This window comes from Helicobacter sp. 16-1353, assembly GCF_003288815.1.
Lineage (GTDB): Bacteria > Campylobacterota > Campylobacteria > Campylobacterales > Helicobacteraceae > NHYM01.
The window spans coordinates 15339-39223 of sequence record NZ_NHYM01000009.1; the positions used below are offsets into that span (position 1 = coordinate 15339).

Genomic DNA, 23885 nt, shown 5'->3' on the forward strand with positions numbered 1-23885 from the left:
TAATCTTAAGAATCTATAAAAATGGAAAATAAAATTCGTAAGAGACTTTGCCACTTAAGCAAAATAAAAATAGCGGTGATGGAACATTAAGATTAAAGGATTTTTTAAAAGTAGCGATGGGATTTGCAAATCTAAAGGCAATCTTTATCGTTTTTCTTTGAAATTTTCACTTGGTTTTAAAAGCCACCCGTTAAAGGTGGGAGAGGCAAAACCTAGTTTCACCAGCAATAATGGAATTGCTAGTTTTTAATGGGCTTCGCCTCTTTACAGGAAACTTCGGCTAAAGCCTTATTTTACACGAAGCTACGAATTTCTAACGAAATTCAAGAGGCTAAGGTATTAACTTCGCAACCCTAGCTAAGCTAGTTTTTGCGATAAGGGAGTAAATCCCTTTTACAGGAATCTTCGCTTTACAGGGCTTTCAAGGCTAAAGCCTTTTGCAATGGCGGATATATTTTAAAAAATTAAATTACAAAAAGGACATAAAATGCAAAATATAACTTTTCAAAATGGATATGAGTTTTTAAAACTTCACAATAGCTTTAAGGATACGAATAGCGTGGAATCTGCTTGCATATTTAGCACTGATTTGCCCCCTAAAAATCCGCTTTTTACCATCGCAATCCCAACTTATAAACGCCTTGACACGTTAAAAGAGACAATAGAATCGGCATTAAATCAAGATATAGATAAGCTAAATGGGGGGGGCAGCAAGAGAGCAAGATATTAGAATCTAAATCAATAGAATCCAAAGAATCTAAAAAATCATATGAAATTATCGTGGTAGAAAATCCAAGTGTTAGCTCCCAAACGAGCGAATTTTTAGAATCTTACAGGGGTAAAATCACATATTATAAAAACGCCAAAAACCTAAATCTTTTTGGTAATTGGAATCGTTGTATTTCCCTAGCAAAAGGCAAGTGGGTTTGTATCTTGCATGATGATGATATTTTATTGCCAAATTATCTAAGCGAGATGAAAAAAGCAGTAGAAAAAGTGGAGGAAAATACCGCTTTAATTTCGCATAGAGCGATATATTTTGGGAATCTAGATTTGATTAATTATAGACAGGCGGAGGATTCTGGGATTAAAAAGCAACTTAAAAAATGTAAGAGCCTATTTTTAGCTCTAAAATCTATAAAATCATTTTGTATAAATCATATAATTTTTCCTATTTTAGGCGTTAAGAAATATAAATTATTAGATAAGCGAAGTGCAGATTATATCGCTAAATATAATCCCCTGCATCCATCTGCAATGCTTCACAATAAGGAAGTTTTCCTAAAATTAGGCGGGTATAATCAAAGCTATTTTCCAAGCGATGATTGGTTTTGCCACATTCGTTGTGCGGAAAATGCGAGCGTGTATCAACTAGATAAATTCCTTAGTAAATATCGATATAGCATAAATCTAAGTTTTAACAAAGATACGATGTTTTATGGCTCTATTGTTAATTTTCTACACACACGAGATAATCTTAAGATAAATAAACGACTTAAAAATATCCTATTTCAAAAGCAATATGAAAATGTTTTAAAGATACAAGATGAGAATCTTAAAAATGAGATTTTAAAGATTTTTGCGGATTTTGGCTTTAAGCAAATGGAGCTAAAAATTTTGGATAGATTCTTATATAGGATTTATAGAATGCACGATGTAGAAATCTATAAGGTTGAAAAATAGCGGAATCTTGGCAGTATTATTTAAAGTGGAATCTGCAAATATATTTGCTAAAAATCTACAAAAATTCAAGAATCTAAATAAATTTAAGCTTACTTTAATGGGGGAGTAGAATTATTTTTCTTAAAAAAATTTACATTAGGAAAAAAATGAAAAAACTTTTATTAGTTTTTGGACTTTTAGTAGGTGGGTTGAGTGTAGCAAATACAGATGAGGAGAGTGGTGTTTTTGTTGGATTTGAGATAGGAGGCGGAGAATCTCAACTAACAGCAAAAGGCACAGATTTAGCCGGGGTAGTATGGGACGATAAGCTAACGCAAAATAGCACTTCTTATGGTGGAAAAATCGGCTATAAATATTTTGTAAATTAGTGGTTTGGAGTGCGGGGATATGTAAATATCAACTACACGCAATCCAGTGCCGAGTATAGAGCCTCCGCAAGTAACACAAAACTAGAGTTAGAAAGCTTGATTTATGCTACAAATGCCGATGAACTTTTTAACTTTTATAATGTAGAATCTGCAAATATTTGTGCATTTGCAGATTTTGGATTTGGTGGAGCAAATGGAGAGTTTAAAAATTCCGGTTCTTTGCGATAAGTGGGAACTATACTATTGATGAAAATGCAAATGGATTCTATGCGGACTTAAAGCTTGGGCTTAGGGCAAATGTCGCCAAAAATCACGAAGTGGAATTTATCATAAAAATCCCATTTGCTGATGCTAAGAAAACCATAAACGGCGTGGAAGCAAAGCTAAAGCAAAACTACTCAATTGCACTTGGATGTAATTTTACATTTTAGATTTGATAGGATTTGAATTAATATCCTTAGAGTGTATCATATATAATAATTGATGGTAGATAATCAATATCCTTACTCTCAACTTCTAATTTATTCAAAATATCCAAAATCTCGTTATTTTTGGAGCATATTTTTATTAATTCATCATTTTTGCCAAACATATAAATATAAGTTTCTAGTGTTAGTTTCCAATTTATTGGATTTTCATCTTTTGCATTAGATTGTGTTGCTTTATCATTTTCTTGTAATTTATCAATATTTATTTCTATTTCATTCAAATAGCTTAGATTAAAAATACTATCAATTCTATTTTTCCAAAATGGGATATTAAAATATGGTTTTAATATATTATATGCTGTTTTATTTTCTCCATTTATAGCTAGATTTAATGCATCATCAAATATTTTATTAAAATGATTGCTTAGATTTATATACTCTAGCAAACCCTTTAGCGAGGCATATTTTTGTATGGATTGGTATATTTTGATATATTCTTTTTTGTTGTATAGGTTTAAAAACTCAACCTTTAGATTTATATCATTTTTCTTATCTAGTGCCACTTTAGAAAATGGGACAAATTTTATTAGAATCTCAGTCAATTCTAAAGCTTTATTAAAATTTTGTTTTGTTTCAAGCTCGTTTATTGTCGCTAGAATCTGCTCTCCAAATATTATCGCTTTTTTATAATTTGGTGTGTTTTTGATTTCTTTAAAAGATTCTGCTAATTTAAAATAATCAACAAAATGTTTATTTTTAAGCAATAAATCTGCTTGAGCAAATTTATTTGCATTTCTTAAAAGCACATTGATTGTTTCTTTTTTGGAAGGAACTAATAAAAAAGGTTTTAAGATAATATTTGCTTCGTTAGTAGATTCTAAAGAATTATTTAATAGCAGTTTTTTTGCAGCTTCGAATGTTTGATTATATATATTTTCTAGTTTTTCAAACTCACTTGTTTGTTTAATCATCGTATTTTCTTCTATTAATTTATAGGCTTTTACATAATCTTTGGTTAAAACTGCCTCATTGAATTCCTTAAAAACTCCAATATTTGACATAAACTCGCTAAACTCATCTTTTTTATCTTTATCCTCAAAAAAGACTTTAATATTATTCATAACATTATTTAGTGTCGTTTCACTCGTATCTTTTTGTAACATTTCTTTAGCTTTTTTAAATTCATTTTCCCAGCATTGTTTCATAAACTCAATATATATTTTATGTGTTTTTAGAGAAATATTTTTATCACTAATTTCTTTGGCATTTTTATAATCATTGTTATCTATTGCTTTTTGCAATTCGTTTTCATATTTTGTTAAATCAAAAATCTGTAAATATCCATTACTATAGCCAATATATAATCTTGCATTAATAACACGCATAAATGATACGCCATCTTCATATTCAAGCAAAACATTGAATCTAGGTGTATTAGTGTCTAAATGTAGATATGAAAGGATATTGCCTCTTGCTCCAATATAGGCATAATTATCATCTTTACTAAGACCTGTTCTAGTTAGCCAGAAATTGTAATTTTGCTTTAAATCCAAGCTTTTATTTTCTATATCATAGATTCCGCTCTCACCATTTGAACATACACAAAATATCTTTTTATCATTATGAAAAAATACAATATCCTCAACCACACTATTTGTATTAAAAGTGCCGACAATAATATTTTGCTCCATATCAAAAACGCAGTTTTGTAAATCATATGAGCTATAAACTATTAGTTTTGATATTTTTCCAAAATGTATATTGGATATATAATCAGGTCTTGGTGGCAAAATATTTACTATATGAAAATCAGGCAATCTAAAAACAAACACCTTTCCATCTTCCCCACCTGTTACTAGAAATTTACCATCTCTTGAGAATCTTATATTATAAATATCTGCTTTGTGCCACGATAATGTTTTTATATGTTTTAGATTCCCATTTTTAAGATATAAGATTTCACAAAGATTACTTTTTGGCTTTCCTATGGCGATAAATCCTTGCATAGAGACTGCACAGGCTTTACTAAAATGATGTTGGGGAGTGAAATCAAAAATCTTTTTGACGAATATAAATTCATCATCTAATAGCTCGTATAGCGTATAATTACTATCCAAAATAATGACGCTTTTATCATTAGCACCTATTGAAAGAATGCTTGAATTTAATCTATATTTACTCATTAAAGATAACATAAAAAGCCTTTTTAAGTATTTACTAAGTAATATATCGAATTTTTATTTAAGGCTTATTAATGAATAGATATAAAACAAAGCAAATTTTTGTTGGAAATATCCCTATTGGCGGTGATGCACCAATTAGTGTGCAAAGTATGACTTTTAGCAAAACAAAGGATATTAGTGCCACAAAAGCTCAAATCGATAGATTACAACTTGCCGGCTGCGATATAGTTCGTGTGGCTGTGAGCGATGAAGAGGACGCAAAGGCATTAAAAGAATTAAAATCTCTAATCTCACTTCCGCTTGTGGCAGATATACATTTTAGATATAAATTAGCTTTGATTGCTTTGGAGGTGGTGGATTGCATTCGTATAAATCCGGGAAATATAGGAGATAAAAATAGGGTTGAGCAAATTGCCAAAGGTTGTAATGAGCGGGGAATCCCCATTCGAATCGGCGTAAATGCAGGGAGCTTGGAAAAAAAGTTTGAAAATAAATATGGACCAACACCAAAGGGAATGGTGGAATCTGCGTTATATAATATTAAATTACTAGAAGATTGCGGATTTACTAATATAAAAATATCGCTAAAAGCAAGTGATGTAGAGCGGACAATAGAATCTTATACAATGCTTAGAGGGCTTGTAGAATATCCATTTCACATAGGTGTAACGGAAGCTGGGAGTTTGTATCATTCTATGATAAAAAGCTCAATGGCATTAGGGAATCTTTTATTAAATGGTATCGGCGATACTATGAGAGTGTCAATTACAGGCGAATTAGAGGAGGAAATAAAAGTTGCAAAATCAATCTTAAAATATTCCGGGCGACAAAAAGAGGGCGTTACCATTATATCTTGTCCAACTTGTGGAAGAATAGAGGTTGATTTAATTAAGGCTGTGAAAATTGTAGAAGAGAAAATAAAACACATAAAAACACCCTTACAAATATCTGTTATGGGCTGTGCTGTAAATGCCTTAGGCGAAGCAAAACACGCAGATTTAGCTATAGCATTTGGCAATAAAAGTGGGCTTATTATTAAAAAAGGTGAGATTTTATGTAAACTAGAAGAGGATAAAATCTTAGATGTTTTCTTAGAAGAAGTTCAAAAAATGGCTGATGAAATGGATAGAAAATAATTTAATTGTAAATGAAATATTAATAAAGTTTTATTTAAGGTAGTTAGATTAAAATCCTAACTTGAGTTTAAGTTTTTAAAACAACTTAAACAATCTAACAAGATTCATAAGGAGAAATATGAGAAAGTTTGTTTTAATTTGCATTTTTAGTGCAGTTGGGTTAATGGCGGCAGATGGAGCGACAATATACAAGGCTTGTGCAGTTTGTCATGGACCAAATGCGGATAAAATACCGCCGGGGTCAAAAGCAACATCATTATTAGTTGATTTACCAAAAGATAAAATCGTAGAAGATTTAAAAGGCTATAAAGCAAAAAAATTAAATCAATTTAGTGCAGGTCCTATAATGTGGGCACAATCTCAACGATATAGTGAAGCGGATATGGAAAGTGTAGCTGAATATATTCAAACACTTAAAAAATAATTGTTAGTGATTTTATTTTATAGTAAGTAAAGATTTTCTTTGCTTACTATACGCTTAGCATTATGCCTATATTAATTATCTCTAAATCAAAACTTTTTTCAAATCTACATATATTAAAAAATACTATTAATACGCAAATTGCTGCTGTTATAAAAGATAATGCATATGGTCATGGAATAGAAGAAATTTCTAATCTTTTGGTTGAATTTGGCATTAATAGTGTTTTTGTGAAAAATAATTTTGAAGCAAATAAGGTCAACAATAAATTTCAGCATATAACGATTTTATATCCTAATTGTTATGAGAATATCCCAAATAATGTATATTTAACTATTTCTAGTTTGGATTGTATACAAAAGATTCCCATAAATACAGGTATTGAGCTAAAAGTAAATACTGGAATGAATAGAAATGGCATAGAGCCTAGTGATTTAATAATGGCATTAAATCTTATAAAAACTCAGAATCTTAGGCTTATAGGCGTATTTACTCATAATGCTTATGGGGATTGCTATGGAAATTCACATTGTGATGATTTTATTTCTCAGCAGAATCTTTTTAAACAAATAAAAAATCAAACATTAGATTTTGTGGCTAAACATAATCTCCCAAAGCCTAGATTCCACTCTCTAAGCTCATCTGGAGCGATAAAAGTAGGGAATGTAGATGATGATTTAGTAAGAATTGGTATAGCGATGTATGGGTATTTATGCACTAATCACGATATTGTTAATGAATTACAGCCGATAGCAGAGATTTGGACATCTAAAATATCAAGTAGATTCTTAAAAAAAGGCGATAAGGTTGGATATGAAGGAAAATATATAATACAAGAGGATTGCATTGTATCAAGCTATGATATAGGTTATGGTGATGGTTTATTTAGACTAAATGAAAATCATCATAAATTAACTACAAAAGAGGGATATATAATACTTCCTAGAATGTCTATGGATTCTACTTCTATTATATCAAATGAAGAAGAAATATGTATAATGAATGATGCTTCTATCTTTGCAAATATATTTGGAACAATACCTTATGAAATTTTATGTAAAATTTCACCATATATGAAAAAAGTTATCAAGGAGTGATTTGTGGGAAAAATTATATATATTTTCATTTTACTATTTTCTTTTGCTTATGCTGATTTGGAGGTTAGGAGTAATGTGGTTGATGAATTTGCTATAAGCACAAAAAGTGCTTTAAATGTATTAAATAATAATGGAATCCTAATAGATATTAGAACACCTATGGAATGGGAATCTACAGGCGTAATCGAAGGCTCAAAGCTAATCACTTTTTACAATAATGATGGAAAAAGTTTGCTTTGGAGTTTTATCAAAGAATTATCAAATAACAATATCAAAAAAGGAACACCAATAACATTAATTTGCAATTCCGGATTTAGAACAAAAAAAGCAATCCAAGAGTTACAATCTCAAGGATTTAATAATATCACTTATGTTAAAGGTGGAATTTTGCAGTGGAAAAAAGATAAATTACCCTTAGAGTCATATCAAACAGAGCCATATCAAGAGTAGAGATTTGCTAAGATTTATTCTATTGTGTTTTTGTATTGTTGGGCTTAGAGCTGAGTTTCTTGGCGAAGTAACATTAGCTAAAGATGAGGTAAAAACATTAAATGTATTTGTAGAAAATACGAGAAAAACATTATCTTTTCGCTGGACTTTGTATAAAGATAAGGCATTAATTATGCACTTTAAATATGATAATATTCCACATCAATTTATAGTGTATAAAGATGGTTCGAATTCGATTAAAATTAATCTAAGTAGTATAAATAGCTTTAGTAATGAGAATCCACATATAATTTTTTACTTTGTTGATTTTAATGATGATAGTAAGATGGCAAAATTTAGATATTATCTTTTTAGATTTAATAATAATGTTGAGGTGATGTAGTTGGAAGATAGATTAGGGCTTGTAAAATCAACAATAAAAGGATATTTTGATGATTTGAATAATCCTATATTTGATACTTTTAGGGATAGTTTTTCATTTGGAAAAATGCTAAGAAGTAAGCTTATATTTGCTATTGCTCCAGATTCTACTCTTAGTGTGCGACTTTGTGCGATAGTGGAATTAATACATTTTGCTTCACTTTTGCATGATGATGTGATTGATAACTCGCTAGTTAGGCGTGGGAAAGCTAGTATTAATGCCAAATATGGCAATAAAAATGCCATAATGTTAGGCGATATATTGTATTCTAAGGCGTTTTATGAGATTTCTTGTATGGATTCTAGGCTTTCACAGATTATCTCAAATTGCGTTTTAAAGCTTAGTTTAGGGGAATTAGAAGATGTTAGTTTGGGGGAGAGTTTTAATCTAGATTCCGCAAAATATCTCCAAATGATAGAGCATAAAACTGCCGCTTTAATTGAGGCAAGTGCGGAATGTGCTGGAATCCTAAAGGGCGAAAAGGGCGATAAATATAGGATTTATGGAAATTCTCTAGGCATTGCATTTCAAATAATCGATGATTTATTGGATATTACGCAAGATGAAAAGATTCTAGGAAAAGCCGCATTTAGCGATTTTAAAGAGGGCAAAACCACCTTGCCATACATATATCTTTATCAAAAAATGCAAGAAAATGAGAGAGAGCAATTATTATCTTATTTTAAACAAGATTTGGATTCTAAAGATAAGGATTGGATTAAAGCCAAAATGGATAAATACAACATAATAGAGCAAGTAAAAGAAGTTGTATCTAATTATGGAAATAAAGCATTAAATGTGCTAGATTACGAGGATTCCAATCTAGCATTAATAATGAAAGATATGCTAGATAGGGAGTTTTAATGCAGTATTTAGTTCTTAGTTTTTCGCATAAAAATACAGATTTAGCTTTAAGGGAAAAATTATCTCTAAACGATGATTTGATTAGAATCTTTTTAGATTATTTATTAGATTCTAGATTAGTTAGTGAAGCGATTTTGCTCTCTACTTGCAATAGAATGGAAGTGCTTATGATGGTAAGTGATTCCTATGAAGCACTACAAAAATGTTTTAATAAACTATCAACCCTATCAAATATAAGCAAAGAGGAGCTAGAGGGTCGTGCCAATACATTTGAGGGTTACTCGGCGATACATCATATTTTTTTAGTGGCAAGTAGCCTTGATAGCTTGGTGATTGGCGAAACACAGATTTCAGGGCAGTTGAAAAAAGCTTATAGATATTCTTTACGCAATAATTATTGCACCAATAAGGGTTTGGGAAATGTAATTGATTTTGCTTTTAAATGTGCTTCTAGTGTTAGAAATGAAACAGGAATCTCTAAAAAACCCATATCCATCGCTTCAGTTGCAGTATCTAGTGCCAAAAGTTTTAAACTAAATAACAAAGAATCTTTGGTAATTGGCTTGGGTGAAATGGGTCAATTAGCAATAAAACATCTCCTTAATTCTGGCTATAAAGTCAAATTATTAAATAGAAATCATCAAAAATCATTAGATTTTAAAGCGGAAATAAATAATGAGAATCTTATTATTGGCGATTTTGAAAATCTAGCAAATGAGATTAATAATATCGAGCTTTTATTTAGTGCGACAGCTTCCCCTATCCCAATTATTACTAATGATATGATTAGTAAAACGGCATTTAAGCGTTATTTTTTTGATTTAGCTCTGCCTAGAGATATTGAAGATTTAGAGGATTCTAATATAACTTTGATTTTAATTGATGATTTGCGACATATAGTCGATGAAAATATTGGATATAGAAAAGATAGTCTAAATATCGCATATCAAATAGTAGGCGACCAAGTAAATGAATTTTTTAAATATCTAAATATTTTATCCGTGCAACCAATAATTAAAACATTAAGACAATTTGCCAAAGATGCTTCAATAAATGAGCTAAATAAGGCAATCCAAAAAGGCTTTATCTTAGAATCACATAGAAAAAATATTGAGAAAGTTATACATAATGTTTTTAATGTATTTCTTCATATCCCAACTAAAAATCTAAAAGAAGTTTCTTCTTCAGCACAATTAGGAGAGATTGAGCGGACGCTAAAAATGCTTTTTGATATTAGTGATGAGAATCTTAAGGAAGCAGAAATTAAGCACGATAAAAATGCACTTAAAGGAAATAAATGAGATTTTCAAAACTTTTTGCAATCACTTCCAAAGAAGAGCCAAAAGACTGCGTTTTAAAGAGCCATAAATATTTGATTCGAGGCGGATTTATCAAGCAAATTGGCAGTGGAATCTATAATTTTCTCCCACTTGGCAAAATAATCCTAAACAAAGTCATAAAAATCATCAAAGAAGAAATGGATAAAAGCGGTGCAAACGAGCTAAGCTTAGGCTTTGTAACCCCTGCGGAGCTGTGGATAAAATCACAAAGATACGACAAATACGGCAAGGAATTATTGAAGTTTAAAGATAGGAAAGAAAATCCATTTGTGCTGGGTCCAACGCACGAAGAGGCGATTGTGGAGTGCGTGAAAGGCGAGGTTAAAAGCTACAAGCAACTTCCGCTAAATCTCTATCAAATAAATCTTAAATTTAGAGATGAGATTCGCCCTAGATTTGGGCTAATGCGTGGGCGTGAGTTTTTGATGAAAGATGCATATAGTTTTCACGCAAATAAGGAGGATTTGGATAGGGAATTTGAGCTTATGGAGGCGACTTATAAGAGTATTTTTAGGCGTCTTGGGGTGGATTTCCGCGTCGTTGAGGCAGATAGCGGAGCGATTGGCGGGAGTGGAAGCAAGGAGTTTATGCTACTTGCCCCAAGTGGCGAGGATAGCATTGTGATTTGCCAAAAATGCGAGTATGCCGCAAATATTGAGATTGCCACAAGGGCGTTTAAGCGTGTGGATAGCCCAGCTCCAAAGGCGGAGTTTGCGAAGTTTCACACGCCAAATGTAAGTAATATTAAGGATTTGAGTGAGTTTTTTAAAGTCGATAGCTACTATTTGCTTAAATGCGTGGCAAAAAAGGCGGTTTTTGCAAGTGGGGAATCTGCTAAGTTGTGTGGAACTTCGGTGGATTCTAATAAGTCGGCAGATTCCACAGATTCCGCGAAATTGGGAGATTCTACAGATTCCGCCACTATCACAAATAATTCCACCCACGAAATCTGCTTCTTTTTCTTACGCGGTTGCGATGAGCTATCCCACACAAAGGCACTAAATGCTATCCCAAATGCCATTGATTTAATCGACTTAGATTCTAGCGAGTTGGAGGCTATTGGGCTACCAGCGGGCTTTATTGGAGCATATGGTTTGCGAAATATCACCAATGCAAAATACATATTTTTTGATAGGGAGCTAGAGGATTCTGCGGATTTAATATGTGGGGCAAATGAGCGTGATTATCACTTTGTAGGCGTGGATTTGAGCAAGTTTCAGGGCTTGGAGTATAGGGATTTGCTTGAGGTTAAAGAGGGCGATTTGTGTCCAAAATGTGGCGGAACTTTGGGACTTACAAAGGGCATTGAAATCGGGCATATTTTTAAGCTGGGCGATAGGTATTCTAGGGCGTTGGAGGCAAGTTTTCTAGATAAGGACGGCAAGGCGAAGCTCTTTGAAATGGGCTGTTATGGGATTGGCGTGAGTAGGATTTTACCTGCGATTTTAGAGCAGAAAGCAGATGAGAGTGGGGCTGTGTGGGGCGATTTGGCTCCTTTTGAAGTGGATATTGTAATATCAAATATCAAAAATGAAGCCGAAGTGGAGTTTGCAAATAATTTGTATGAGAATCTAAAAAAATGCGGCATAGAGGTAATTATCGATGATAGAGATGTGAGGTTTGGCTCTAAAATGGCGGATTTCGAGCTAATTGGCTTTAAAAATGCCATAATTGTCGGCAAAGCATTAAATAATGGAAAAATTGAGTTAGTAAGGCGAAAAACCTTAGAAAAGTTGCAATTAGATTCCAATATCCCATTACAGGATTTATTGGAGTTAGTAAGATTATAGATTTAGGAGATTGATTTGAGACTTATTTTATTTATAGTGTATTTATTTGTGGAGATTTATTTAATCGTTTCTTTTGCTGATGAATTTGGTATTTTAAGTTTATTTTTAGAGATTTTACTTAGTGCATTTGTTGGTATTGGGATACTTGCTACACAATATAGAGTTATGATTGAATCTTATAATTCCATATTTAGAAGCCAAAATGGAATTGGGAATTTTATTGGTAAAAGCTTTTTTCGCCTAATTGGCGGAATCTTATTAATAGTTCCCGGAATCTTAAGCGATGTTATTGGGCTTAGTTTTTTTATTATTTCACTTTTTTTCCCTACCAAACTAAAAAATGATAGTAACCCTAATGATTTTCAAGAGTTTCGATATTCTAGTGATTTCAGTGGATTCCAAGATTCTAAGAATTCTAAAGATAATCCTGAGATTATTGATGTTGAGATTATAGAAGATAATAAAAATTTAAAAAATTAAATATTATTAATAGTTTTATAAAACATTATAGTTTCCTTTTAAAAAGGAAATAAATTTTCTTAAATATTCCTAATTTTGGCTATATGTATTGACTAACTATATGATTTTGTTATAGAATTTCATCTTTTAAAAACTAAAAGTAATAGAATTATTGCTTTAGGCGTTCTATATAAAGTTAAGGAAATGTAAATTATGGAAAAAATGCGACTTAAATTAAAGGCTTATGACCATAGAGTGCTAGATAGGTCAGTTTCATCTATTGTAGAGACAGCAAAAAGAACAGGTTCAGAGATAATTGGACCTGTTCCATTACCTACGAGAAAGAAAAAATATACTCTCTTACGCTCCCCACATGTTAATAAAGATTCGAGGGAGCAGTTTGAGATAAGGATTCATAGTAGAATCATAGATATTATGTCTGCCACTCCAGAAACTGTGGATAGCCTAATGGGGCTTGATTTAGCACCAGAAGTAGAAGTAGAAGTTATTTTTATAAATTAAGCTTAATTAGATGTTTCGATAGGAGTAGTCAATGGAATTTTTAGTAGAAAAAATAGGTATGAGTAGGACAATAGGCACTAGCAGTGTCGCTGTAACCCTACTTAAGATTATGGATACAAAAGTCTGTGAATTGTTAGACAATGGAAAAGCAATAGTTGCCTATAAAAAAGGTAAATTTACAAATAAGCCAATCTTAGGTCAGCAAAAAAAATATAATATAACAAAAGAATTTAATAACTTTGCCACTATAAAAGTATCAAATAAAGAGACTGGGAATCTAGATTTGAGTATTTTAGAAAATGCAAAATGTGTTAAAGTTTCTTTAAAAACAAAAGGTCGCGGATTTACTGGCGTTATGAAACGATGGAATTTTCAAGGTGGTCCAGCAGCTCATGGCTCTAGATTCCACCGAGCTCCGGGCTCTATTGGGAATAGAGAGTGGCCAGGTCGTGTTCAAAAAGGAAAGAAAATGTCCGGACATTATGGAGATGAATTAGTTACAACACAAAATGAGATTCTCTCTTTTGATAAGGATAATTTAATCTTAGTATTAAAAGGCTCAGTTCCGGGATATAATGGAATCTTTGGTCGAATAAAGGTTGTAAAATGAGTAAAGCTATTGTTTTAGATAAAGAATTTAAAAAGAATGCAGATATTGCACTTCCAGAAAAATACTTGGAGATTAAAGAGCATAATTTATATTTATATGTAAAATCATATCTCGCTTCCATTAGAAATAATACCGCAAAAGCCAAAACTCGTGGCGAAGTAAGTGGTGGTGGTAAAAAACCATGGGCACAAAAAGGTGGTGGCAGGGCAAGGGCTGGAAGTATTACTTCACCTGTTTTTGTCGGTGGTGGTGTGGCTCACGGACCACAAAATAATAAAAATTATGATATTAAAATTAATAAAAAGCAAAAAAGATTGGCTTTAGAATATGCTTTGCAACAAAAGGCAAATCTAAATAAACTTTATATAGTAGATTCCATTAATATTGAAAGTGGAAAAACAAAAGATGCATATTCTATGTTTGAAAAACTAAATGAGCGAAGTGTGCTTTTTGTAACGAAAAATATTGAAGATAAAACATTTCTTGCTTTTAGAAATATAAAAAATTGTTATTTAATCGAGTTAAATGAAATTAATGCTTATCTTATAGCAGTTTTTAGAGCAGTAGTTATAGAAAAAGATGCATTTGATGAGCTTGTAAATAACAAAGGGGGTAAATAATGGCAGATATAACAGATATAAAATCAATAATGTATACAGAAAAATCCCTAAGTCAGCAAGAAAGTGGAATAATAGTTATGCAAACTTCTCAACGAGTAAGTAAAAATCAACTTAAACATATTTGTAGTGAATATTTTGGATTTACACCTCTTAGAATCAACTCTCTTAACCAACAAGGTAAAACTAAAAAGTTTAGAGGAATCGAAGGAAGTAGGAATAATTTTAAGAAATTTTATGTCAAAGTGCCTGAAGGTGCTAAGATAGAATCTCTAAAAGTATAAGGTGATGAAATGGCTATAAAAACTTATAAACCATATACGCCAAGTAGGCGTTTTATGTCAGGTCTTAGTTCTAGTGATATAACATCTAAAGCAAGTGTAAAATCATTGTTGATTAAATTAAAAGTAACTGCTGGTAGAAATAATAATGGTAGGATTACATCTCGGCATAAAGAGGGCGGAGCAAAAAAGATATATAGAATTATTGATTTTAAACGCAATAAATTAAATATCGAAGGTATTGTTAAATCCATAGAATATGACCCATTTAGGAATTGTAGAATCGCCTTAATCTCATATCTAGATGGTGAAAAAAGATATATTTTACAACCAAGCGGTCTTAGTGTTGGAGATAGAATCTTATCTGCAGATGAGGGGATAGATGTTAAGGTTGGATTTTCTATGAAATTAAAAGCTATTCCTATTGGGACAATTATCCATAATATCGAGCTTCACCCCGGAGCTGGTGCACAGCTAGTAAGAAGTGCAGGAGCAAGTGCACAACTTATGGGTAGAGAAGGTAAATATGCTATTCTTAAAATGCCTAGTGGCGAAATGAGATATATATTAGGGGAGTGTAGAGCTACAATAGGAAGTGTTGGAAATGAAGACTATATGAATATAACTTTAGGTAAAGCTGGTAGAGCTAGACATATGGGAATTAGACCACAAACTAGAGGCTCAGCGATGAACCCAATAGACCACCCACACGGCGGTGGCGAGGGTAAAACAGGCTCTAGCGGACACCCTGTATCACCTTGGGGAACCCCAGCAAAAGGCTATAAAACTAGACGCAAAAAAGCTAGTGATAGATTAATTATTTCAAGAAAGAAAAAATAAGGACAACATAATGGGAAGGTCAATTAAAAAAGGTCCATTTACTGATGATTATCTAGTAAAAAAGACATTGAATGCAAAATCTACTAAAGATAATAAACCTATAAAAACTTGGTCTAGACGAAGCACTATAATTCCAGAAATGATAGGGCTTACTTTTAATGTTCATAATGGAAGAGCATTTATCCCTGTTTATATTACAGAATCTCATATAGGCTATAAATTAGGCGAATTTGCTACTACTAGGACATTTAAAGGTCATAAAGGTACAGTTCAAAAAAAGATAGGTAAGTAAGGAATAAATATGAGTAGAGCATTATTAAGATATATAAGATTATCTCCTACAAAAGCTAGATTAATTGCTAGAGAGATACAAGGAATGAATGCAGAATTAGCACTTGCGACTTTAGAATTTACTCCAAATAAAGCTGCCAAGATTATCTATAAAGTTGTAGCTTCTGCTATTGCAAATGGTAATTATGATGCACAAAGCGTTATTATAACATCTTGTAGAGTTGATGCGGGTCCAGTATTAAGGAGAATGACTCCAAAAGCTAGAGGTCGAGGTGCTCCTATAAGAAAGCCCACTTCTCATATTATTGTAGAAGTTGCTGAGCAAAAAAGCGAACAAAAAAAAGATAAAGCAAAAAAAGGTGGGATTAAATAATGGGTCAAAAAGTCAATCCAATCGGTCTTAGATTAGGGATTAATAGAAATTGGATATCAAGATGGTTTCCTTCTCAAAAGGTAACTGCATTTAATATAGGTGAAGATTATAAGATTCGTAAGTTTATTAAAAAAGAGCTTTACTATGCTGGAATTAGTGAAACTATAATAGAGAGAACAACGAAGAAGATTAAAATAACCGTTGTAGCTGCTCGCCCCGGTATTATTATTGGCAAAAAAGGTGCTGATATTGAAAAAATAAAAGAAAGTTTAAAAAAACTTGTAAAAAAAGATATTGCAGTTAATATTAAAGAGGTTAAAAGACCGCAATCAAATGCACAGCTTGCAGCGGAAAATATTGCAATGCAATTAGAGCGAAGAGTGGCATTTAGAAGAGCTATGAAAAAGGTAATGCAATCTGCGATGAAATCCGGTGCTAAAGGCATAAAAGTCAAGGTTTCTGGGCGATTGGCTGGAGCTGAGATGGCTAGAACGGAATGGTATATGGAGGGCAGAGTTCCACTTCATACACTTAGAGCAAAGATTGATTATGGTTTCGCAGAAGCAATTACTACTTTTGGGATTATCGGTGTTAAGGTTTGGGTTTTCAAAGGTGAGGTTTTACAAAAGGGAATCCAAATAGATAGGAAAGAAGCCGAAAGCAAAGTAGGAGCTAATAAAAAAAGAGGGAGGCAATAATTATGTTAATGCCAAAAAAAACTAAATATAAAAAACAAATGAAAGGTCGCAATAGAGGAAAAGCGACTAGAGGTAATGCACTAGCTTTTGGTGATATAGCTATAAAAGCAGTGGAATCTGGGAGGATAGATTCTCGCCAGATTGAAGCAGCTAGGATTGCGATGACAAGACATATCAAAAGAGCAGGTAAAATCTGGATTCGTGTATTCCCTGATAAGCCAATTACTGCTAAACCACTTGAAACGAGAATGGGTAAAGGTAAGGGTGCTGTTGAAAAATGGGTGATGAATATCAAGCCGGGTCGAATTATTTATGAAATGGTTGGTATTGAAGAATCTTTAGCAAGAGATGCATTGGCTCTAGCTCAAAGCAAACTCCCATTTAAAACAAAAATTATAACAAGTGAGAGTGAAAATGAAATCTACTGATATAATAAAATTTAATGATATTAAAGATAAAGATATAAAAGAATTACAAGCTATGCTAAAGGAAAAAAGATTAAAACTTTTTGAATTAAAATTACAGCTTAAAACAATGCAGCTTACAAATTATTGCGAAATTTCGACTATTCGAAAAGAAATAGCTAGGATTAATACTGCAATATCAGCAAAAAGAGGTTAAAAATGAGTGAACAGCAAAAACATAAAAGAGTTATTCAAGGTAAAGTTATTAAAAAGAGTGGCGATAAAAGTGCAAATATTTTGGTTGAGCGAAAAGTTGTTCATCCAAAATATAGAAAAATTGTAAAAAGATTTAAAAAATATATAATTCACGATGAAAATAATACCTGCAATATAGGTGATTTTATAGAAGCCATAGAATGCAAACCTATATCAAAAACTAAATCTTTTAGGTTAAATAAAACAATAACTACGGGGGTTGAATAATGATACAGAGTTTCACTAGAATGAATGTTGCTGATAATAGTGGTGCTAAAGAATTAATGTGTATTAAGATTCTAGGTGGCAGTCATAGGAGATATGCAAGTGTTGGCGATGTAGTAGTTGCATCTGTTAAAAAAGCTATCCCTAATGGAAAAGTTAAAAAAGGTGATGTTGTAAAGGCTGTTATTGTTAGAACAAAAAAAGAAGTCCATAGAGAAAATGGCTCTTCGGTTAGATTTGATGATAATGCAGCTGTTATTTTAGATACTAAAAAAGAGCCTATTGGCACGAGAATCTTTGGACCTGTTGGTAGAGAAGTGAGATATGCAAATTTTATGAAAATCGTATCACTTGCTCCAGAAGTTTTGTAATAAGGAAGTTTTATAATGATTAAATTAAAAATTAAAAAAAATGATATGGTTACAATTATCACAGGTGATGATAAAGGCAAAGAGGGCAAGGTTTTAGCGGTGTATCCCAAAGATTCTAAAATTATTGTAGAGGGTTGTAATATCGTTAAAAAGGCAATCAAGCCGACTGATGATAATCCTAAAGGCGGTTTTACTGAAAAAGAAAAACCAATTCATATCTCAAATGTTAAAAAGTCATAGGAAGGTAATATAGATGTATCAATTAAAAGAACTCTATTTAGACGAAGTAAAGGGTAAATTATCAAAGGAATTTGATATTAAGAATCCTATGCTTGTCCCAAAAATAGAAAAAATAATAATAAGTGTTGGCGCAGGTGAATACTCTAAAGAAGCTAAAATTATGCAAAATATTGCTGATACTATATCTCTTATAGCTGGACAAAAAGCCATAATGACTTATGCTAGAAAATCTGTAGCTGGTTTTAAAATGAGAGAGGGAGCATTGATGGGGGTTAAAGTTACACTTCGAGGAAAAAGAATGTATAACTTTTTAGAAAAATTAATTGTTATTGCATTGCCTAGAGTGAAGGATTTTCGAGGGATTCCAAGAAATGGGTTTGATGGGAATGGAAATTATAACTTTGGTCTTAAAGAGCAACTTGTATTCCCTGAGGTTGTTTATGATGATATTATGGTAACACACGGAATGAATATCACAATAGTTACTTCGACAAATAATGATAAAGAAGCATTTAAGTTATTAGAATTTCTTGGTATGCCTTTTGGGAAAGGAAGATAAATGGCAAAAAAATCAATGATTGCAAAAAACAAAAGAAAAGCAAAGTTTAGTGCGAGGGCTTATTCACGATGTCAAGTTTGTGGGCGACCACATTCAGTGTATAGGGATTTTAGTCTATGTAGAGTTTGTCTTAGAAAAATGGGCAATGAAGGCTTGGTTCCGGGTCTTAGAAAATCTAGCTGGTAAGGGGAAAAAATGGTAAATGATATAATTGCAGATTCTATTACTAGAATCCGAAATGCTTCTATGAGAAGATTGGAATATACAACTTTATATTACGCTAAGATTGTTGTATCAATATTAGAAGTTTTCAAAACAAAAGGCTTTATTAAAGATTTTAGAGTGAATTCTAAGGATAATAAGCAAAATATTACTGTTATGCTTAATTATGATGAAAAAGGTAAATCATTAATAAATGAAATAAAACGAATAAGCAAACCCGGGAGAAGAGTTTATAAAAATAGAGCTGAATTAAAGCGATTTAAAAATGGTTATGGAACTATTGTTGTAAGCACTTCTAAAGGTGTAATTTCAAATGACGAAGCCTACCGAAATAATGTCGGTGGCGAAGCATTATGTAGCATATGGTAGGAGATAAAAATGTCAAGAATTGGTAAGCAGTCAATAACTATTCCAAAGGGCTTAGATGTCTCATTGCAAGGCACAAAGCTAATCTTTAAAAATGCCAAACTTCAAAAAGAGCTAGAAACCTTTGATAGGGTGAAAATCGAGCTAAAAGACGGAATCCTATCTTTTGGATTAAAAAGCGATGAAGATTCACAAGCTAGGGCATTTTGGGGGACTTATAGAGCATTAGCAAATAATATCGTAGTAGGTCTTACAAGTGGCTTTACAAAACAGCTTGAGATTAATGGCGTTGGTTACAAGGCGACTATTAAGGGCAAGATTCTAGAGCTTATGCTAGGATTCTCCCACCCTATAAATTATGATATTCCTGATGGCGTTGAGATGAGCTTGGATAAGAATATTCTTACAATCAAGGGAGTAGATAAACAGCAAGTAGGACAGATTGCCTCCGAGATTCGTGCATTTCGTCCGCCTGAGCCTTATAAAGGCAAGGGAGTAAAATATGTCGAAGAGACAATTTTACGAAAAGCTGGTAAAACTGCGAAAAAATAAGGGGTTAAAAGATGTTAAATAATACTTTAAAATTAAAAAAGAAATTGATTACAAAGCGAAAAGCAAGGGTTAGGAGTAAGATTTTTGGAAGTGCTTCAAAACCTAGAGTTACTATTTTCCGCTCGAATCGATATTTTTATGCTCAAGCTATAGATGACACAAAAGGATTCACACTAGCTAGTGTAGATGGCAAAAAGCTAGGTTTATCAAACAATAAAGAAGATGTGAAAAAAATCGCTGAAGCTTTTGTGGCAAATCTAAAATCCGCTGGAATCTCAACAGTGGTTTTTGATAGAAATGGTTATTTGTATCATGGAGTGGTTGCTAGTTTTGCGGATTCTCTAAGAGAAAATGGTATAGCTTTATAATTTAAGGATTAGTTAAATGGTAGAAATCAATAAAGAAGAGTTCAAAGAGGTTGTGGTAAATATAGGACGCGTTACAAAGGTAGTGAAAGGTGGTAGAAGATTCCGCTTTAATGCACTTGTAGTTGTAGGAAATAAAAATGGGCTTGTAGGATTCGGGCTTGGTAAGGCGAAAGAAGTCCCAGATGCGATTAAAAAAGCAATAGATGATGCTTTTAAGAATATTGTCGAAGTTAATATTAAAGGGACTACAATAGCACACGATGTCGAGCATAAATATAATGCAAGTAGAATCTTACTTAGACCAGCTAGTGAGGGAACAGGGATAATTGCAGGTGGAAGTGCAAGACCAGTTATCGAGCTTGCAGGTATTAAAGATATTCTTACAAAATCACTTGGCTCAAGCAATCCTTATAATGTCGTTAGAGCAACAGTTGATGCCCTAAGTAAGATAAAAGCATAATATTTTAGAAGGAATTAAAATGGCATTAGAAAATATAAAACCAGCTAAAAATAGTATAAAATCTATAAAACGAGTTGGGCGAGGACAAGGTAGCGGTATGGGTAAAACTGCCACAAGAGGCGGTAAAGGACAAACTGCTAGAACAGGCTATAGCCAAAAAGTAGGATTCGAAGGTGGTCAGCAACCACTTCAAAGACGACTTCCTAAGATTGGATTTAAAAGTAGAGTGGAGAAGCCATATATGATTAATGTGGATAAAATCACCAAAGTTGCCGAGCTAGATGAAATCACAAAGCTAAGTATAAGAAGTGTTCATAAATATCCATCTCAAACAAGTAAAATCAAACTTATAGGAAAAACAGCTAAAGAACTTGCTTCTAAAATCAAAGATAGCGATGTTTCATTTAGTGGACAATAAGAATGAATAAAACTATAATTAATAAAATCCTAATCACTTTAGCTTTTCTTTTTGCATATAGAGTTTTAGCTTATGTTCCCATTCCCGGCGTAGATGCTGAAGTGATAAAAAGTTTCTTTGATTCTAATTCTAGTAATGCACTTGGATTATTTAATATGTTTAGCGGTCAAGCTGTGGAGCGATTTAGCATTATCTCGCTTGGGATTATGCCCTATATTACCGCATCAATTGTTATGGAGCTATTAGCTGCCACTTTCCCAAATCTAGCTAAGATGAAAAAAGAACGAGATGGAATGCAGAAATATATGCAAATCATTCGCTACGCCACTATCGCAATCACCGTAGTCCAAGCCATAAGCGTATCAGTGGGGCTAAAAACATTAGAGGGCGGTTATGGTAGTGCTATATTAATCGATATGAATACCTTTATTGCTATTTCTGTATTTTCAATGTTAGCTGGAACGATGATGCTTATGTGGATTGGCGAGCAGATTACCCAAAGGGGCGTTGGAAATGGAATTAGCCTTATAATCTTTGCTGGTATTGTTGCGGGGATTCCATCTGCGATTGGCGGAACATTTGAGCTTATTAATACTGGGGAGATTAATTTCTTAGTATCGATTTTAATACTTCTAATTATTCTTGGAACAATTTTTATCATTATTTATATTGAGCTTGCAGAGCGGAGAATCCCAGTAAGCTACGCAAGAAAAATCATTATGCAAAATCAAAATAAGCGGATTATGAACTACATTCCAATTAAGCTAAACTTAAGTGGCGTTATTCCGCCGATTTTTGCTTCCGCGGTTTTGATTTTCCCATCCACGCTTTTACAAGCTTCATCAAATAGTGTGATGTTAGCTATAGCAGATTTCTTAAGTCCAAATGGTTATGCTTATAATATTTTGATGTTTTTTTTAGTTATGTTTTTTGCATTTTTCTACTCATCAATTGTGTTTAACTCCAAAGATATTTCGGAGAATCTAAAACGACAAGGCGGATTTATACCCGGACTTCGCCCGGGCGAGGGGACTGCGAATTTTTTAAATACCACAGCTAGTAACCTTACCTTTTGGGGAGCTTTATATCTTGCGATAATCTCCACTATCCCGTGGGTAATTTTAAAAAGTGCTGGAGTGCCGTTTGTTTTCGGTGGGACGGCGGTTCTTATCGTGGTGCAAGTGGCGATTGATACGATGAGGCGAATCGAAGCACAAGTTTATATGAATAAATATCAAACACTAAGTGCCACAGGCTTATAATGGCTATTAATATACGAAATCCAAAAGAGATTGAATCTATTAGGATTCCAAGTAAAATCGTAGCCCAGAGCTTAAATGAGGTTAAAAAAGCAGCAAAGGTTGGTGTAAGCCTAGAAGAACTAGATAAAATTGCTGATGATTTTATTCTATCTAAAGGTGGAAAGCCATCATTTAAGGGATTATATGGATTCCCCAAAGCTATTTGTTTATCAGTAAATGAAGTTATAATCCACGGAATCCCAGATTCTTATAAACTCCAAAATGGCGATATTTTGGGGGTCGATATTGGCGTGGAATATAATGGTTGGTATGGCGATGCAGCGATTACCTTTGGGATAGGCGAAATAGATTCTAGTGATAAAAATCTCCTAGATTGCTCTTATGATTCACTAATGTATGCGATTGATAATATAAAAGTTGGAATGCGATTTAAAGAGCTAAGTGCTTTGATTGAGAGATTTATTATTTCTCGTGGCTTTGTGCCACTTAGAGGATTCTGTGGGCATGGGATTGGGAGTAAGCCGCACGAAGAGCCAGAGATTCCCAATTTTATTGAAACTAATTCAATGCAGGGTCCAAAGATTCGCAATGGAATGGTATTTTGTATAGAACCGATGGTTTGCAATAAAAGTGGCAATTTTAAGATTTTAGATGATAAATGGGCAGTTGTCTCAGAAGATGGATTAAATGGAAGTCATCACGAACATACTATTGCTATGATTGATAATAAAGCAGTCATTTTATCAAAGGAGTAATTGTGGCAAAAGATAGAAAAGATAAATATGATAAAGAAAATAAAAAGAAAAAAGTAAAAGATGATGTAATTGAAATTTATGGTAAGGTAATCGAGGTTTTACCTAATGCAACCTTTAGAGTTGGACTTCAAAATGAGCATATAGTATTGTGCCATATCGCAGGAAAGCTTAGAATGCATTATATTAGAATCTTAACAGGTGATATTGTAAAACTAGAGCTTACACCATATAGTATTGATAAAGGTAGAATTACACTAAGATACAAGGCAGAGGATATTCAAAAAGAGCCAGAATTAATAGAGATTCAAAAAATTTTAGATGAAAAATATAAGTAGTTTTTAAACAAAGATATTATAAAATATAAGCTTTTATATCTTAGATTTTCACTAAAAACCCAGAATCTAAAAGCTTATATTTTTAAATTAACTTAAGGAGAATGTATGAAAGTTAGACCATCGGTTAAGAAAATGTGTGATAAGTGTAAGATAATAAAAAGAAAGGGCGTTATTCGTGTGATATGCGTAACCCCAAAACATAAACAAAGACAAGGATAGAA

At 32.6% G+C, this 23885-nt stretch carries 38 protein-coding genes and 1 pseudogene; 38 read left to right on the forward strand and 1 reads right to left on the reverse strand.

Going from position 1 to position 23885, the window contains the following annotated elements; all coding sequences use genetic code 11:
* Positions 1-487: 487 nt before the first annotated feature.
* The 5 genes from CCY99_RS06425 (at position 488) to CCY99_RS06445 (ending at position 2482) form a co-directional block, all read left to right on the forward strand.
* Complete coding sequence (locus tag CCY99_RS06425; RefSeq protein ID WP_112060598.1) at positions 488-730, forward strand: glycosyltransferase; 243 nt, start codon at positions 488-490, stop codon at positions 728-730.
* An 11-nt stretch (positions 731-741) separates the two neighbouring features.
* Positions 742-1683: a glycosyltransferase family 2 protein gene (locus CCY99_RS06430; protein ID WP_258443780.1), complete on the forward strand. Its 942-nt coding sequence runs from the start codon at positions 742-744 to the stop codon at positions 1681-1683.
* 146 nt (positions 1684-1829) lie between these two features.
* Entirely contained in the window at positions 1830-2051 is a 222-nt protein-coding gene (locus tag CCY99_RS06435) for a hypothetical protein (RefSeq protein ID WP_112060600.1), read from the forward strand.
* 9 nt (positions 2052-2060) lie between these two features.
* Positions 2061-2279 carry an outer membrane beta-barrel protein gene (locus CCY99_RS06440; RefSeq protein ID WP_112060601.1) on the forward strand — a complete coding sequence of 73 codons (219 nt, stop codon included), beginning with the start codon at positions 2061-2063 and terminating at the stop codon, positions 2277-2279.
* A gap of 14 nt (positions 2280-2293) precedes the next feature.
* On the forward strand, positions 2294-2482 hold the full coding sequence (locus CCY99_RS06445) for an outer membrane protein (protein WP_258443782.1): 189 nt from the start codon (positions 2294-2296) through the stop codon (positions 2480-2482).
* 26 nt (positions 2483-2508) lie between these two features.
* Here the strand turns inward: CCY99_RS06445 and CCY99_RS06450 are convergent, their stop codons facing one another.
* On the reverse strand, positions 2509-4674 hold the full coding sequence (locus tag CCY99_RS06450; protein ID WP_112060603.1) for a WD40 repeat domain-containing protein: 2166 nt from the start codon (positions 4672-4674) through the stop codon (positions 2509-2511).
* A gap of 59 nt (positions 4675-4733) precedes the next feature.
* Here CCY99_RS06450 and ispG point away from each other — a divergent pair, with 59 nt between their 5' ends.
* From ispG to rpmJ, 33 genes and pseudogenes are all read left to right on the forward strand, one after another.
* A complete protein-coding gene (gene ispG / locus CCY99_RS06455; RefSeq protein ID WP_112060604.1) occupies positions 4734-5798 on the forward strand; it encodes a flavodoxin-dependent (E)-4-hydroxy-3-methylbut-2-enyl-diphosphate synthase in 1065 nt (354 codons plus the stop codon).
* 118 nt (positions 5799-5916) lie between these two features.
* Positions 5917-6222, forward strand: coding sequence for a c-type cytochrome (locus tag CCY99_RS06460; RefSeq protein ID WP_112060605.1), 306 nt, complete (start codon positions 5917-5919; stop codon positions 6220-6222).
* A 62-nt stretch (positions 6223-6284) separates the two neighbouring features.
* Positions 6285-7316 (forward strand): alanine racemase, encoded by a 1032-nt coding sequence (locus CCY99_RS06465; RefSeq protein WP_112060606.1) that lies wholly within the window; start codon positions 6285-6287, stop codon positions 7314-7316.
* 3 nt (positions 7317-7319) lie between these two features.
* On the forward strand, positions 7320-7766 hold the full coding sequence (locus CCY99_RS06470; RefSeq protein ID WP_112060607.1) for a rhodanese-like domain-containing protein: 447 nt from the start codon (positions 7320-7322) through the stop codon (positions 7764-7766).
* A gap of 4 nt (positions 7767-7770) precedes the next feature.
* Positions 7771-8148 (forward strand): hypothetical protein, encoded by a 378-nt coding sequence (locus CCY99_RS09935; protein WP_258443714.1) that lies wholly within the window; start codon positions 7771-7773, stop codon positions 8146-8148.
* The gene (locus CCY99_RS06475) at positions 8149-9051 is read left to right on the forward strand and encodes a polyprenyl synthetase family protein (RefSeq protein WP_258443716.1); all 903 of its coding nucleotides are present in this window, start codon (positions 8149-8151) and stop codon (positions 9049-9051) included.
* On the forward strand, positions 9051-10352 hold the full coding sequence (gene hemA / locus CCY99_RS06480) for a glutamyl-tRNA reductase (protein ID WP_112060608.1): 1302 nt from the start codon (positions 9051-9053) through the stop codon (positions 10350-10352). The genes CCY99_RS06475 and hemA overlap by 1 nt, the downstream gene beginning before the upstream one ends.
* Positions 10349-12181: a proline--tRNA ligase gene (locus CCY99_RS06485; RefSeq protein ID WP_112060609.1), complete on the forward strand. Its 1833-nt coding sequence runs from the start codon at positions 10349-10351 to the stop codon at positions 12179-12181. The genes hemA and CCY99_RS06485 overlap by 4 nt, the downstream gene beginning before the upstream one ends.
* Before the next feature lie 15 nt (positions 12182-12196).
* Positions 12197-12661, forward strand: a complete 465-nt coding sequence (locus CCY99_RS06490; RefSeq protein ID WP_181646875.1) for an FxsA family protein — start codon at positions 12197-12199, stop codon at positions 12659-12661.
* Between the two features lie 192 nt (positions 12662-12853).
* Complete coding sequence (rpsJ, locus tag CCY99_RS06495) at positions 12854-13162, forward strand: 30S ribosomal protein S10 (RefSeq protein WP_112060611.1); 309 nt, start codon at positions 12854-12856, stop codon at positions 13160-13162.
* A 31-nt stretch (positions 13163-13193) separates the two neighbouring features.
* Positions 13194-13772 (forward strand): 50S ribosomal protein L3, encoded by a 579-nt coding sequence (gene rplC / locus CCY99_RS06500; protein WP_112060612.1) that lies wholly within the window; start codon positions 13194-13196, stop codon positions 13770-13772.
* Positions 13769-14392, forward strand: a complete 624-nt coding sequence (gene rplD / locus CCY99_RS06505; protein ID WP_112060613.1) for a 50S ribosomal protein L4 — start codon at positions 13769-13771, stop codon at positions 14390-14392. The genes rplC and rplD overlap by 4 nt, the downstream gene beginning before the upstream one ends.
* Positions 14392-14673, forward strand: a complete 282-nt coding sequence (locus CCY99_RS06510; RefSeq protein ID WP_112060614.1) for a 50S ribosomal protein L23 — start codon at positions 14392-14394, stop codon at positions 14671-14673. Before rplD ends, CCY99_RS06510 begins: the two co-directional genes overlap by 1 nt.
* Positions 14674-14682: 9 nt before the next feature.
* Positions 14683-15510: a 50S ribosomal protein L2 gene (gene rplB / locus CCY99_RS06515; RefSeq protein WP_112060615.1), complete on the forward strand. Its 828-nt coding sequence runs from the start codon at positions 14683-14685 to the stop codon at positions 15508-15510.
* 10 nt (positions 15511-15520) lie between these two features.
* A complete protein-coding gene (gene rpsS / locus CCY99_RS06520; RefSeq protein WP_112060616.1) occupies positions 15521-15802 on the forward strand; it encodes a 30S ribosomal protein S19 in 282 nt (93 codons plus the stop codon).
* Positions 15803-15811: 9 nt separating this feature from the next.
* Complete coding sequence (gene rplV, locus CCY99_RS06525) at positions 15812-16174, forward strand: 50S ribosomal protein L22 (protein ID WP_112060617.1); 363 nt, start codon at positions 15812-15814, stop codon at positions 16172-16174.
* Positions 16174-16872, forward strand: a complete 699-nt coding sequence (gene rpsC, locus CCY99_RS06530) for a 30S ribosomal protein S3 (protein ID WP_112060618.1) — start codon at positions 16174-16176, stop codon at positions 16870-16872. Before rplV ends, rpsC begins: the two co-directional genes overlap by 1 nt.
* A 2-nt stretch (positions 16873-16874) precedes the next feature.
* A complete protein-coding gene (gene rplP, locus CCY99_RS06535) occupies positions 16875-17300 on the forward strand; it encodes a 50S ribosomal protein L16 (protein ID WP_112060619.1) in 426 nt (141 codons plus the stop codon).
* Positions 17301-17304: 4 nt separating this feature from the next.
* The gene (gene rpmC / locus CCY99_RS06540) at positions 17305-17493 is read left to right on the forward strand and encodes a 50S ribosomal protein L29 (protein ID WP_112060672.1); all 189 of its coding nucleotides are present in this window, start codon (positions 17305-17307) and stop codon (positions 17491-17493) included.
* Between the two features lie 2 nt (positions 17494-17495).
* Positions 17496-17759, forward strand: a complete 264-nt coding sequence (gene rpsQ, locus CCY99_RS06545; protein ID WP_112060620.1) for a 30S ribosomal protein S17 — start codon at positions 17496-17498, stop codon at positions 17757-17759.
* Complete coding sequence (gene rplN / locus CCY99_RS06550) at positions 17759-18127, forward strand: 50S ribosomal protein L14 (protein ID WP_112060621.1); 369 nt, start codon at positions 17759-17761, stop codon at positions 18125-18127. Before rpsQ ends, rplN begins: the two co-directional genes overlap by 1 nt.
* 18 nt (positions 18128-18145) lie before the next feature.
* Positions 18146-18367 (forward strand): 50S ribosomal protein L24, encoded by a 222-nt coding sequence (gene rplX, locus CCY99_RS06555; RefSeq protein WP_112060673.1) that lies wholly within the window; start codon positions 18146-18148, stop codon positions 18365-18367.
* Between the two features lie 13 nt (positions 18368-18380).
* Positions 18381-18926, forward strand: a complete 546-nt coding sequence (rplE, locus tag CCY99_RS06560) for a 50S ribosomal protein L5 (protein ID WP_112060622.1) — start codon at positions 18381-18383, stop codon at positions 18924-18926.
* Positions 18927-19112, forward strand: a complete 186-nt coding sequence (locus CCY99_RS06565; RefSeq protein WP_112060623.1) for a type Z 30S ribosomal protein S14 — start codon at positions 18927-18929, stop codon at positions 19110-19112. It begins immediately after the preceding gene.
* 9 nt (positions 19113-19121) lie between these two features.
* Positions 19122-19517, forward strand: a complete 396-nt coding sequence (gene rpsH, locus CCY99_RS06570) for a 30S ribosomal protein S8 (RefSeq protein ID WP_112060624.1) — start codon at positions 19122-19124, stop codon at positions 19515-19517.
* A 9-nt stretch (positions 19518-19526) separates the two neighbouring features.
* Complete coding sequence (rplF, locus tag CCY99_RS06575) at positions 19527-20066, forward strand: 50S ribosomal protein L6 (RefSeq protein ID WP_112060625.1); 540 nt, start codon at positions 19527-19529, stop codon at positions 20064-20066.
* 11 nt (positions 20067-20077) lie between these two features.
* Entirely contained in the window at positions 20078-20434 is a 357-nt protein-coding gene (rplR, locus tag CCY99_RS06580) for a 50S ribosomal protein L18 (protein WP_112060626.1), read from the forward strand.
* Between the two features lie 16 nt (positions 20435-20450).
* Complete coding sequence (gene rpsE / locus CCY99_RS06585) at positions 20451-20894, forward strand: 30S ribosomal protein S5 (RefSeq protein ID WP_112060627.1); 444 nt, start codon at positions 20451-20453, stop codon at positions 20892-20894.
* A 19-nt stretch (positions 20895-20913) separates the two neighbouring features.
* On the forward strand, positions 20914-21312 hold the full coding sequence (gene rplO, locus CCY99_RS06590; protein WP_112060628.1) for a 50S ribosomal protein L15: 399 nt from the start codon (positions 20914-20916) through the stop codon (positions 21310-21312).
* Between the two features lie 2 nt (positions 21313-21314).
* Positions 21315-22574: a preprotein translocase subunit SecY gene (gene secY, locus CCY99_RS06595; RefSeq protein WP_112060629.1), complete on the forward strand. Its 1260-nt coding sequence runs from the start codon at positions 21315-21317 to the stop codon at positions 22572-22574.
* Positions 22574-23329, forward strand: a complete 756-nt coding sequence (gene map, locus CCY99_RS06600; RefSeq protein ID WP_112060630.1) for a type I methionyl aminopeptidase — start codon at positions 22574-22576, stop codon at positions 23327-23329. The genes secY and map overlap by 1 nt, the downstream gene beginning before the upstream one ends.
* A 2-nt stretch (positions 23330-23331) precedes the next feature.
* Positions 23332-23595 (forward strand): annotated as a pseudogene (gene infA, locus CCY99_RS06605) (translation initiation factor IF-1); the annotation flags it as partial.
* A gap of 174 nt (positions 23596-23769) precedes the next feature.
* Positions 23770-23883 carry a 50S ribosomal protein L36 gene (gene rpmJ, locus CCY99_RS06610; RefSeq protein WP_112060632.1) on the forward strand — a complete coding sequence of 38 codons (114 nt, stop codon included), beginning with the start codon at positions 23770-23772 and terminating at the stop codon, positions 23881-23883.
* Positions 23884-23885: the final 2 nt, after the last annotated feature.